This window comes from Streptomyces sp. NPDC047061 (assembly GCF_040643955.1).
GTDB lineage: Bacteria > Actinomycetota > Actinomycetes > Streptomycetales > Streptomycetaceae > Streptomyces.
The window spans coordinates 1-12,437 of record NZ_JBEYVI010000088.1; the positions used below are offsets into that span (position 1 = coordinate 1).

Genomic DNA, 12,437 nt, shown 5'->3' on the forward strand with positions numbered 1-12,437 from the left:
AACATCGCCGCCGCCCTACGGCATTACGCACGCGCCACCGACCGCCCCATCGACCTGCTCCTGGCAACGTGATCAACAACTTTGCCGGGGCCCTGCTCCCGTCTCCGCTCCCCTTCCCGGCAAGGACGTCCCGTCGAGGACCGTCCCGGACGACTGCGATGGCCCTCGCCCGGGACGGTCCGACAGGGGAGGCCGACGGGGGGACGTCACAGCCTCTCGTGCGTTTCAACGGGAACCGTGCCGAAGTGGTTCACTGCCCGGCCCCGAACGCAGAGGCAGCCGAGGGCGGCGCGGCCGGGGAGGACCTGGGCGACGTCGGCCCGCCGCTCGCTCTCCCGGTCCGGCCGCTCCAGCGGTTGGTGCTCCGGATCCCGCATCGGGTCGGACCGGGACAAGGCCATCGTGCGCTCCTGCGGGCGAACCGCCCGTTCGCCAGGGAGGGTTACGCGGTGGCCCGCCCTCGTTCGGAGAGCGGTCACGACCGGTGGTCGCACGCCCCGGGCGGACATCCGCGCGTTCACGGCTCGCGACCGCCCGTACCACTCGGCGGGACGCCGTCGACGACGGTGCGGTCCTCGACGGCCCAGCTCAACCGTCGGCGTCCTTGCCCTCGTTCAAGGACTCCCGCAGCTCCCGCCGCCCCTTGATCCCCAGTTTCCGGTACGCGCTGGTGAGATGGGTCTCCACGGTCCGGAGAGCCACATGCAGCAGGCCCGCGATCTCCGCGTTGGTGCGGCCGTCGGCGGCCAGTTCGGCGACGTGGCGTTCGCTGCCGGTGAGGGCGCCGACACCGGTGCGCACAGCGGAGGCACGCCGCCGGGCGCCGCCCGTCCGCAGCGCCTCCTCCGCGCGTGTCCGCAGGCGCACGGCGCCCTGCCGCTCCGCACGTTCGGCGGCCTCACGCAGGCTGTCGCGGGCACGGCCCCGTTCCCCCACGGAGATCAGCAGGTGCCCCTGCACGATCAGGGCGGCGACCAGGTCCGCCTCGGCGGGAGCCTCCCGCAGCAGCCGTACGGCCTCCCTGGCCAGGGCAAGGCCGTGCCGGCCGCCGGTCGCCTGGGCGACGCCGCGCAGCGCGCGGCCCCGGGTACGGGGCGTGCTCCACACCTCGGCCAGCCTCAGCTCCTCCTCCGCCAGCTCAAGCGCCTCCTGGCGGTTGCCCAGGGCCAGATGGCACTCGACCGCGGCCACCCGCCACGGGGCGACGACCGGGCTCACCATCTCCCGGCTCGGCAACCGCCGCCCGAACTCCAGGAAGTCGTGCAACGCGACCGCGAGTTCGCCCTCGGCCATGCGCAGCACGCCTCGCGCGTACAGGAACCGGAGCAGCCGCCGGGAGTTCCGTGCGTCGGTGAGGTGGATGCCCGACAGCCGTCGCGCGGCCTCCCGCACACGTCCGGTCTCGACCAGCGCGACCACCGCGTGGGCTTGCACCGCGATCACTCCGGCCCGTCCCGGAGCCGTGGGCAGGGCCGCGTCCTCGGCCAGCAGGGCCGCAAGGTCTCCCCGCGCGGCCAGCACATCGGCGCGGGCGTCCAGCAGCACGTCGCGGATCGGATGCAGCAGCAGCGGCGGCTGCCCGTTCAGCCCACGCTCCACGAGCCGTTCGGCCTCGTCGAGTTCGTCCGCCCACTGCGCGACGTCGGCGACCGTCCCGACCAGAAAGGACTGGGTCATCGGGTCGGCGGGCTCGGCGAGGAGGGCACGCAGGCGGCGCATCGTCTCGTCCGCCGAGGTGAGCCCGACGGCCGCCGCGTTCCGTGCGAGCAGGGCGTGCGCCGTGGTGCCGATCAGTCCCGGTGACCGCGCGGCGATGCCGTTCAGCCAGTCGTACACCTCCTGCCGTACGGTCCTGTCCTCGTCGGCGAAGAGTGCCACCGCGCTGTACATGACACTGGTCAGATCGGGGCGCTCGTGCAGCTCGCCGATCGCCTCGCGGAGCGTGTCGACCGCCGCTCGGGTCTTCCCCAGGCCGGCCAGCACCGCGCCGAGCGCCACCGCGGCTCGCATCCGGGTGGGTGGCTCACCCGCCAACCGCGCCGCCTGGGCCAGCCGGGACAGCGCGGAGGCCGTGAGCCCGACGGCATACTCCAGGGAGCCCAGTTCGACCAGGAGCGCCTGCCGCTGATCATCGGTGGTGGGCTCGTCCAGGGCCCGGCGCAGGAGCGCGACGGCATCGTCGCGGCGGTCGTCGCGCGACGCCAGGGCCGCGGCCTCCTCCAGCACCATCCGGCCCCAGGGCGCGCCCACGGTGTCCGCTCTCAGCAACTGTCCGGCCACCACCTGGACGCCGGCGCCGCGACAGAGCAGTACCCGGGCGAGCCGACGACGGATCGCCCGTTCCCGGTCCGTCGGCGCACCGGTGAGCACCGCGTCCCTGAACAGCGGATGCGCGTACCGGGGACGGCCGTCGTCATCGGGGCGCAGCACGCCGAGCCGGGTCATGGCGGTGAGCCACCCGGAGACCCGGGACGGGTCGGCTCCCGCCGTCTCGGCGAGCAGGTCCGCCAGGCCGATCGCGTCGTCGGCCCCGGCGCCCCCCGCTCCCGCGGGTCGCGTCCGGCCCTCGTCCAGCACCGCCAGGGTCCGTGCCACCGCCTCGGTCATGGGACCGGCGCTGTGCAGCCACCACGACACCGCTTGCGGGTACGCCCCCGGATACAGCGCGGCACAGGTCTCGGGAACCGCCTCGGCCGGGTCGCCCTCAAGGTCTTCCAGCAAGGCTCGCAACAGCAGCGGGCTGCCCGCCCCGGCCCGGGCGCACGCGTCCAGCCATGCGGCGGAGGCGCCCGGGCGGGCCGAACCGGCCAGCGCGGCCGCGGCCTCGGCGGGCAGCGGTGCCAGCACGCAGGTGCGGACGAGACCGGGCGCCAGGGCATGCGTGATGCCGGGCGAAGGGGGGTCGACGTCGTACTGGCTGCGCTCGGTCACCGCCAGCAGCACCGGCAGCCGGTCGATGCGCCGGGCGGCCTCGACCAGCCAGCTCCGGGAGGCGTCGTCGGCCAGATGTACGTCGTCCACGGCGAGCAGCACGGGCCCGTCGTCGGCGTACCCGCGCAGCCGCCGCCACAGCAGGTCGGCGCCGGCCTGTTCGTCCGTGTCCGTCGTCGGACCGTCGTGCTCCGTCACCGGTGCGAGGAGTCGCCGAACGGCGGAGAAGGAGTGTGCGGTGTCATGGTCGGAACAGCGGACGCGCAGTGTCCGTATGCCACGCGCGGCAGCGTCCTCGGCCGCCGCGTCCAGCACGGTGGTGCGGCCGGTACCGGTCGCCCCGCGCACCACCACCAGGCGTCCGGCGCCACCACGGGCACGGTCGGTCTCGGCACGCAGCAGCGCGACCGCGGTCCGGTGCCCGGATGCCGGTCGGGGCACCAGCGGTCTCCTTTCGTGCACGCCCGTACCCGCCTTCAGGACGAGCCTCCCTTCGTCGCTCGGCGCAAGGCGTGCAACCGCAGCCGTACGACGTGCCGCGCGCGGCACCGACGGGTGGGGCGCGTCATCGGACACGCTCGTGGGACCGCACGCACCATCTCGTGGTACATCTCGTGGGCGCCCACGTTGCACGAGCCGTATGGGTCACCGGAACGTAAAGGAGTCACACAGCACATCCCTCATCGAGGTGGCAAGCACGTGAACCTGGTCTTGGCGACGGACTCCCGGTCAGGCTGTCCCGCCCCGCGCACGCCCCGGCGGCCCGCCCCACACGGGCGGCCCCTGATCCGGGTCCCCGTGGTGGTCGAAGCGACGGACCCGATCTCCCGTGAAGGCGCGCTGAGCCAGTTGCGCCGCGATCCGGGGGTGAGGCTCTGCACGGAGTCCGCGGCCGGACCCGCGACCGTGACCCTCTTCATCTGCGACGGCTTCGACAGCAGGGTTCTCACCCGGCTGCGCCGCATCGCCGACGGCGGGGGCAGAAGGGTCGTACTGGTGGCGGACGCGCTTCGGGAGGCCGAAGTGCGCGATGCCGTCGCGTGCGGGGTCAGCGTCGTCGTGCGGAGGGAAGAGGCCACGGGACGCCGTCTGTCCGCTGCCGTGCTGGAAGCCGCGCGGGGCGACGTGGGTGTTCCACTCGGCTCTCCCGCCGACCGGACACCCGCGTGTCCGGGGACGGCGCACGGCCCGCTCGAAGGCTCGGGCTCCGGGCTGACCACGCGGGAGGTGGATGTGCTCCGGCTCATCGCCGAGGGACTGGACACCGGGGAGATCGCCGCCGCGTTGTGTTACTCCGAACGTACGATCAAGAAGGTCATCCAGGGCCTCACAACCCGCCTGGCTCTGCGTACCAGGGCACACGCGGTCGCCTTTGCCCTCAGGGAGGGCTGGCTCTGACTCCTCCCGTGTCCCGCACCGTTTCCCTCCGCCAAGTTCCTTCACAGGGGCGGCCGTTCATCCCGGTCACACCGTGAACCTGACAGCCTCAAGCCAACGGCTGTTGTCGAGGGTGCCGCCGAAGATGATGTCGCCGGGAGCGTTGCACTGGACTCCGTGCCATCCCTTGGTGTGGACCTGGGCGTTCTCGCAGACCGTGTCGTCACCGACCTTGATGCCGAAGCCCAGGATGTAGGGCGCGTCCGCAGTGGTGCCGCCGACGTAGTCGTCGGCACCGTCGTCCGCCGAATGCCAGGGCACCCGCCAACCGCTGTCCTTGACGTACACGTTGGCGGACACGCCGTCGGTGCCGGAGACCGCGATGTTGATGGACTTGATCTTCCGGCCGCTCTTCACCTGACCGGCGGTCGCGCCGTCGCACACGGGCTTCTGCCAGCCCCCGTCGGCGAAATAGACGCGGTAGCAGATGTGCCGGCCCGGGCTCTGCGACGCCAGTTTCACGACGGTGGTCGCCGCGGTCGGGCCCTTGGGCTTGGCGGCCGGCTTCGGAGCCTTGGGCGCCTCCGTGTCGTCATCGCCGTCGGTGCCGATGTTCGTGACGGTGTCGGTGTCGGTGTCGGCGGCGGTGTCGGCGGCGGCGCTGTGCTTGGCGGGCGGCTTCGCCGACGCCGAGGGGGTGTTGGAGTGGGGGTGGGGGTGGGACGACGCGGAGGACGAGGGCGACGGAGTCCTGACGACCGGCCCGGAGAAGGCCGGAGTCACCTGGGTGGGCAACACCGACGAGGGCGGGGACACGGCCGTGGCGGAATCGCCGGCCCTGTCCTGGGCGCCGCCGTCTCCCCCTCCCGAACCGCTGCCCAGCACTGCCAGCGGAATGACGACGACCACGGCCACGGCGACGCCCACCACCCCGATGGTCAGGGGGCGCTTGAGCAGTCCGGGAGCCTCGTACTCCTCGTCCGACTGGGGCATCCGCCGCGCCGGGCCGGGCTCCTGGCCGAACGGCGTCATGCTCTCGTACGGCTCCGCCCTCGGGACCGCGGGCAGCGGCGTCGTCCGCGACGGGTCCGCCGGGGTCCGCTCGTCGGGGCCGGGGAGCTCCTCCACCCCGGCGGGAGCGGCCGGCCACCCGTCCATCTGGTCCAGAAGTCTGCTGGAGCCGTCGGGGGAGACCTCGATGATCGCCATGTGGCCGGCGGGCGATTCGGTGATGGCCCCTGTCACCGGGGTGTTCCGGCTGCGCGCGTATCCGTGCAGGGTGTCGAGGACCGCGACGTCGACCGACTCGCCGTCCGCCAGCGGTACGGGCATGCCGTCGATGGTGACGGAACCGTCCTCAGCGATGACCACGGCGACGACCGAGGACGGCAGGGACGACTCGACCGGTGCGTCCGCCCCCTCAGGACCCGCCGACTCCTCGGACACGAGGCGGTCGCCCCCGGTGCCCGGCTGGTCCGCTTCTTCTCCCAGACTCATGCCCGTCCTTCCCTGATGTGGTGCCCTGTGGCCCTCTGATCCGGATCGCCACGCGGTCGGCCGTCCCGGTATCGCCGTGGCGGTGGGTCACTACGCCCCCGGGCCGCGAGCGGTTCACTCCGATTCGCGGGACGGCCCCGGGGCCGTCCGTTCGTGCGCACGCGCGAGGGGTTGAACCGCCGACCACGCGCCCGCGTTGTGCGCGATGCGCCGCTCTGCCCACGAAGCAGCCCACCGCGGCCACTCGGTTGTGCCGACCGGCAGACCCCACGGCGAGCCACCCGGCCGGGCCCGAGGGGCCATCGCCCCAAGAGCCCCGACGTCTCAGGCCACGCTCACCCGATCAACACGGCTCCCCCAACCCCCATGACCCCATTCGCGATGAAGGTTGCACCTCACCATGCGCACGAAGCTAGACGCCGTCTCCATCACCGCCGTGCTGGTGACGGTCGGCGCGTTCTCCGCGACCGCGCCGTTGACCGCGTTCGCCACCGGCCCGGCGCTCGCACTCGCGCTGGGCCGGAACGCGCTCGGATTCCTCACCCTCGGCCCGGTGGTCATGCTGATCCGCCGACGCGAGGTGAGGAAGGTCTTCCGCGGAGAGCGCCATGTCCTACGGAGGGAGCAACGCCGGGGCGCGTTCTACGGAGTGCTCGCCGGTACGGCGCTGGCCGCCCACTTCGCCACGTTCATGTCGAGCACTCGGATGACCAGCGTCGCCATGGCCACCGCCCTGGTCGCCACCCAGCCCGTCTGGCAGGCCCTCGTCTCGACGCTCCAGGGCAACCGGCTGCCGCGGGTGACCTGGACGGGGCTCACCGTGTCGGTGGCCGGCGCCGCCCTCGCCAGCGGCATGGACGGACGGACGGGCACGGACGCACTCCTCGGCGACGCGCTGGCCCTCCTGGGCGCGGTCGCGCTCGCGGGTTACACGGCGCTGAGCGAGCAGGCCCGTCCCGACGTCAGCACCATGACGTACTCGGTGCTGTGCTCCTCGGTGTGCACGGTGGAACTGCTGGTCCTGTGTCTCGTCACCAGAACCCCGTTGTTCGCCTTCGACGGGGACACGTGGCTCGCGTTGCTGGGTCTCCTCGTCCTCCCTCAGCTGCTCGGCCTGTTCTCACTGAACTTCGCGCTCGGCCGGGCCCCGGCCACGGCGGTGAGCGTGCTGCTCCTGCTGGAGGCCCCCGTGGCCGCGCTGATCGCCTGGCTGTGGCTAGGACAGCTGCCCGGAGGGGCCGCGTGGCCGGGACTTCTACTGATCATGCTGGGGGTGGTCGTCGTGGTGGTCGCCGACGCCCGGCGCGTGGATCCGGCGCTGGACGCGCCGGGCCGCGTGCGCGACTCCTTCGCGTTCCCGCAGCACCCGCTGCTCACGCTGGCCCCCCTCCCGGGCGGCGACATCCACACCCACCTGTGGCGCGAGGCCCACGCGGGGCGCCTCGCCGAGGCCGAGGCCCTCATCCGGCGGCTGGAGAACCAGGCCGTACGGCTGTACGGCGTCAAGTCCGGCGAGGCCACGCACTGGATCGAGGTACGGGCCGCTGTCGCGCGAATCGCCGGAGACCACGGCCTCTCCGCCCGGCTGTGGCTGGCCGCCGCCCAGTTCCACTTCTCGTCGCCGCGCCCGGATCCGCGCGGGACGCGTGACTGCCTCGATCACGCCTATCGGGAGTGGTGCCAGGTGACGGACCACGCCGTCGCGGACGGCCTGGCCGACGGGCTCCGGAGGATGTACGAGCGTGACCCGGGACACCGCCCCGGGATCCTGGACGAGATGAACAGTCGTCTGCTGCGCGGGGGCGCTCGGTCCGTCCCCGAATGAGGCCGGAACGAGGATCTGTTCCATGCCTCATGGCACCGACGCACCGGAATCGGTGCCATGAGGCGGCCGTGCGAGGTCTGTCTACGAGTCAGTCGGCGTCGTGGTAGGCACGGCCGGCGGCGTTCGCGTTCGCCCCGTCGTAGAGACCGGTGGGGCTCGTCTCGGTGTTCAGGGCGAACCAGGCGTAACGTTCGACGTAGTCCAGGCTGTCCAGCATCCGCGTCGACGACGCGATGAACGCGTTCTGCTGCTGCTCGTCGGGGTAGCGCGGAGCACCCTGGGAGAAGTCGATGAGCGCGTACTCGGTCAGCCATATCGGCTTGTGGTAGCGGTCGTGGACCGCCTGCAGATAGGCGCGCAGCTGGTCCGTGGCCGCCGGGCCGAAGTCGCCGCCGTACCAGTGCAGCGGGATGAAGTCCACCCGCAGTCCACGGGCGGCCGCCCCGCGCATGAAGCGGTCCAGCCAGCCGTCGGCGACGTCGGCGCCCGAGGCCACCGCCGGTGCGCCCAGGCGCAGTCCTGTCCCCTCCAACCGGGGCCACAGGTCCAGTGCCTGCTCAGGCGTCATATTGGCCTGCGTGGGTGAGTCGGGCTCGTTGAAGGCGAGGAGTTCCGTGCCTTCCTGACCGGCGCGACGGAGCTCTGCCTCGGTGACCGAACCGGGGCCCCAGAGCATCGGGACGTACTCCACGCCGGCCGGTCTGACGACGCCACCGGTGGACGAGGCCCAGTTGTAGTACCAGGACACCCCGGATGCGGCCAACGCCTCGGACGCGCCGTTCACCGAGTTGAGGCCGACGCCCTTGCGGGCCGAGGGCGCGACCGCGGGTGCGGGGCCGGCGGCGGTGGACGTGGTGGTGCTGTCACTTCCGGTGCCCTGGAACGCGACGGTGAGCCCGGTGCACTTGCTGCACTGTCGCACGGTCTGGTTGCCCGGCTCGGTGTCCTGCTTCGACCATGCGTACGCCTTGGGGCACTGTGCGGTGATGGCGTCGCTGTAGGCGGTCCTGGCGTCGCGGTTCGGGTTGACGCACACGAGCGGCTTGCCGGTGGCCTGATCCCTGGTCAGATCGTCCGCCGGACAGCCGGCGAGCAGATCGTCCGCGCAGCCGACGGCCCCGCATTCACCGCTCTCCGGAGTCGCCACGTCGTCGGGGGTGATGGTGATGGGAACCGAGACGGCGTTGACATAACTCACGTCGTACCAGGGCGCCAGCCTGTCCGCCGTGTCGAAATTGAACTCGGCGAGGCTCGTCGGCTGCTCCCCGGTGGCGCAGTGATCCGTGTAGGGCCCACAGTCCCCCACTGCGCAGTGGAACGTACTGCCGTCCTCACCGGTGCAGCCCTGGCGGGCGAAGAAGGTGCCACTCCAGTGCCCTGCGGCCGAGCGCTCCGGAATGGTGATCGTGGCCGACTGCCCCGGGTCCAGCACCGGCAGTCCGGTCAGGGGCGTCGAGCCGTCGGCGTTGACGGTGCTGCCCACCCAGACACGGTCGTCCGTCTTGTTCTGCAGAGTGACCGTGTGCTCGCCGGAAGCGGCGGCCAGTGCGCTACCGGGATCCTTGCCATGGGCGGTGGAGGAGGAACCGAAGGCCACGACCGCGGTGGATACGGCGACGACGAACAGTAAGAACGCGAACAAAAGTATCCGTCTGCGCGGACCGCGCATGGGCGTACCTCGTGTCTCTGACCGATATCGGATCGGCCCTCAGGCCGGTGTGTGCGGGTACACCACGTGCACGGGTGGAGGAAGGTTCACCGACGAGACCAGGCGGTCGGACCAAGCCGAGGGTGGTGCGCGCCGGCCCCCAGCTGCGGTGAGGCGCGCCGTCCCGCAGCGACCCGCGGCGACGCCGTCAAGCCGCTGAGGAATCGCGGCTGCTGGGGTGAACGTGTGAGACGGTAGGAGCATCTGAGGATTCTCGATGGAGTGACGTTCGCGGCAGGCGGTAGCCAGGCCCCGGCCGGGTGGTGGGACATCAATCCCTTTCCGGAAGGACTCTGAAACAGATGTGTTCGTCATGGCCCGGACGCCGTCGTGCCCTGCGGGCCATTCCGCGACCGCTTTCGGCTTCCCTGGCCCCTGCCGACCTCGACGCGGCCTCGGTGCGCGGTCGAGCGCGCGGCCCTCACGTCATGAGGGTGGCGACGCTGGACGTGCCCCTGCTCTGCCTGCCCGGCGACCGGCTACCGTTCGACTACGGAGGCCCGGTCGCGTTCGATCCTGTCCGGCCTCTCGACACACTGGCGCTGCTCGCGTCGACGCAGACAGGGTTCACGCTGCCGGCCGTACCCGACTACCTGGACTTCCCCGCTCCGTTGGCGGACATCTCCAGACTTTGCAGCGATGCGGGTGGTGTGTACGCGCAGGAGGACGAACAGCGCTTCCGGACCTGGCTCCGACACGAGATCGACGTCTTCATGGCGCGCGTCGGCGGCCCCGCCGAACTGGTCCGCCTGGCGCATCTCCTGCCCATACCGAGACAAGAGGCACTGCTGGTCCCTCTGGTGCTCCTGAACCATCTGTGGAGGCAGGGAAGTCCGACGCTTGACGTGGCCAGTGGCTCAAGTCCGCTGCCCGGCGGGTTCGACGTCCTGCTCGCGGCACTGGCGGAGTCGACCGGAACGCCTCACCGATTCAACCAGATCATGATGACGATGCGGGTGTGGCGGCTCGACGGGGTGGCGGCCGGAGCGCCCGTCTCATACCGCGACCTCGCCGATCCCGAGCGAGTCTTCCCGCAGTTCGCGCTCAACGGAGTCAGCGAAGCCGAACTGCATTTCTACCGCGCCTTCTTCGCGCCGGAGTCCCTGGGAGTCCCGGCCTATGGATGGGGCTGCCTCCTGTTGGAGTGCCTCAAGGCCGACGACGTCGATCTCGGCGCACTCGCCCTGCGGTGCGTGCACGACGCACTGCGCAACGTCCACTTCTGCATCCGGCGGCTCATTCCCCAGATCGACGCCGCGGGCTTCCGCAAGATCCAGGTCACCGCGGGTTGGGTCAACGACGACGACAACGGGTACGCCGCCGGCTATCAACTGCCGTTCACCAGAATGATGGACGCGCTGTTCCACGTCGAGTTCAGCCATCCGCAGGCCTTCGCCGCGATGAGCGGAAGCCTGCGGTTCGTCCCGCCGAGGTGGACCGAGTTCTTCCGCTCGATCCGGGAACTGAGCACCGGACTTCGGCCGTGGGTACTGGGCAGCGGACACCCCCAGCTCATCGACGCCTACCAACGGTGCATCGAGATGTTCACCGCCTATCGCACCCTGCGCCGGCACCTCGCCGGTCAGGTTCTCAGCGGCGCGACAACCACCGGGCGAGTATTCCCCTCCACCACGGAAAACTACCGCGCGTTCATGACGGAAATGGCCGCCCTCGTTTCCGACACCGCCAAACTGGGCGTGTCACCTGACTCGGACAGGAATCCATGAATATGGCCGTGATCGAGATCGGAACTCAGCGGGTCGAGGTCCCGTCCGGCTCCCGACTCGCACCTGTCTGCGCCCAGAACGACCTTCCCGTCGTGTTCGGCTGCCGCGCCGGACGTTGCGGAGCCTGCCTGGTCCAAGTCCTCGCGGGTGGAGACAACCTGTCCGAACCGACCGCCAAGGAGGCACGGCTCCTGGAGGTTCTGGTGGCCGATCACGATTGGCGGCTCGCCTGCCAGTGCGTCGTGCTCGGCGACGTTCGGCTGCGCTACGTGTGACTGTTGAGCCCATAAGGAGTGAAGGAGTGACTCGGCCAAACTCCTTGACTGAGCCGGTGTCATGACCCTAGCCTCAATACCGGTAACTTAGGGGCAATACGGCTAGATCAAATGCCCCCTCAGGGGACAGCCCCACCCAGCGCAAGAATAACTGATGCGCGAGTTACCGGCCGCCCGGGAGTAGCGGCTGACCGTCTTCCGCCCGCCGACCCAGACACCGGACCCGAACCCGGCTCAAGATGTGCGGGCGAACCTGAAGAACGATCCGCGCAACCTCGCGGCCCACACCGCCGACGCCCTCACGGCTTTCACCCGCACCCGACTGAAGAAGATGCACTACCGGCCCGGCCCCCTCAACAGTTTCACCACCGAGACTGGCCTCACCCGGACACCCCCACGACATCACCCCGAAGCAAAAACCTCAGAAACTCTTCACCCGGTTGAACCAATAGCTAACGAGCAACGTTAAAGGGGGGGAGGTGTAAGATGTCAGATAATGATGCGAACGATGTGAATCGTTCTTCCAATTCTAGCCCTCAGCTCGGACCGAGCCATGACTATGGCGAATACCAACAGCAAACGGATGACTCGTATTCACAGAGCCAGGATGTTGCGGCAGAGCATCCGCCTCCGCCTGGTTATGGGCAATCGAACCAGGATCGGCGCCGCAATGCTGTGGACGGGCTGAATCGGGCAGTGGCGAGCGCGCTCAACCGCGCAGGGGATCCGCCTGGTTATGGGCAATCGAACCAGGATCGGCGCCGCAATGCTGTGGACGGGCTGAATCGGGCAGTGGCGAGCGCGCTCAACCGCGCAGGGGATCCGCCTGGTTATGGGCAATCGAACCAGGATCGGCGCCGCAATGCTGTGGACGGGCTGAATCGGGCAGTGGCGAGCGCGCTCAACCGCGCAGAGCAGCGAGCGGGCGGAGTGCAATCAGCTTCCTCTCCTGCCGCAGTTTCACGGTCTAATTCTGGCAGCGGTAGGGCGCGGGGCCGTTAGCCTCGGGCTTTCACGAAGGGGGCCGTCCGAGGGTTGATCAAATAAGCGAGGAGTGCCTCTGAGCTGGGACGATAGGGCTTGTCGAAGGTCCTGTT

Annotated in this window: 8 protein-coding genes; 4 read left to right on the top strand and 4 right to left on the bottom strand. The window is 70.5% G+C overall.

Features of this window, described 5'->3' with window-relative positions; genetic code table 11:
* Positions 1–206 precede the first annotated feature (206 nt).
* Together ABZ887_RS50035 and ABZ887_RS50040 are read right to left on the bottom strand one after the other, a co-directional pair.
* Entirely contained in the window at positions 207–401 is a 195-nt protein-coding gene (locus tag ABZ887_RS50035; protein WP_361306219.1) for a hypothetical protein, read from the bottom strand.
* 187 nt (positions 402–588) lie between these two features.
* Positions 589–3,372: an AAA family ATPase gene (locus ABZ887_RS50040; protein WP_361306221.1), complete on the bottom strand. Its 2,784-nt coding sequence runs from the start codon at positions 3,370–3,372 to the stop codon at positions 589–591.
* A 357-nt stretch (positions 3,373–3,729) separates the two neighbouring features.
* Between ABZ887_RS50040 and ABZ887_RS50045 the strand changes: the two genes are divergently transcribed.
* On the top strand, positions 3,730–4,329 hold the full coding sequence (locus ABZ887_RS50045) for a LuxR C-terminal-related transcriptional regulator (protein ID WP_361306223.1): 600 nt from the start codon (positions 3,730–3,732) through the stop codon (positions 4,327–4,329).
* A 66-nt stretch (positions 4,330–4,395) separates the two neighbouring features.
* On the opposite strand, the gene ABZ887_RS50050 is transcribed toward ABZ887_RS50045, so the two are convergent.
* Entirely contained in the window at positions 4,396–5,805 is a 1,410-nt protein-coding gene (locus ABZ887_RS50050) for a hypothetical protein (RefSeq protein ID WP_361306225.1), read from the bottom strand.
* Positions 5,806–6,205: 400 nt separating this feature from the next.
* On the opposite strand from ABZ887_RS50050, the gene ABZ887_RS50055 reads away from it, so the two are divergent.
* Positions 6,206–7,630, top strand: coding sequence for a DMT family transporter (locus ABZ887_RS50055; protein ID WP_361306227.1), 1,425 nt, complete (start codon positions 6,206–6,208; stop codon positions 7,628–7,630).
* Positions 7,631–7,718: 88 nt separating this feature from the next.
* Here ABZ887_RS50055 and ABZ887_RS50060 read toward each other — a convergent pair whose 3' ends face one another.
* On the bottom strand, positions 7,719–9,272 hold the full coding sequence (locus ABZ887_RS50060) for a glycosyl hydrolase (RefSeq protein ID WP_361306229.1): 1,554 nt from the start codon (positions 9,270–9,272) through the stop codon (positions 7,719–7,721).
* Positions 9,273–9,772: 500 nt separating this feature from the next.
* On the opposite strand from ABZ887_RS50060, the gene ABZ887_RS50065 reads away from it, so the two are divergent.
* A complete protein-coding gene (locus ABZ887_RS50065; protein ID WP_361306231.1) occupies positions 9,773–11,065 on the top strand; it encodes a hypothetical protein in 1,293 nt (430 codons plus the stop codon).
* Positions 11,066–11,067: 2 nt separating this feature from the next.
* Positions 11,068–11,340 (top strand): 2Fe-2S iron-sulfur cluster-binding protein, encoded by a 273-nt coding sequence (locus ABZ887_RS50070; RefSeq protein WP_361306233.1) that lies wholly within the window; start codon positions 11,068–11,070, stop codon positions 11,338–11,340.
* Positions 11,341–12,437: the final 1,097 nt, after the last annotated feature.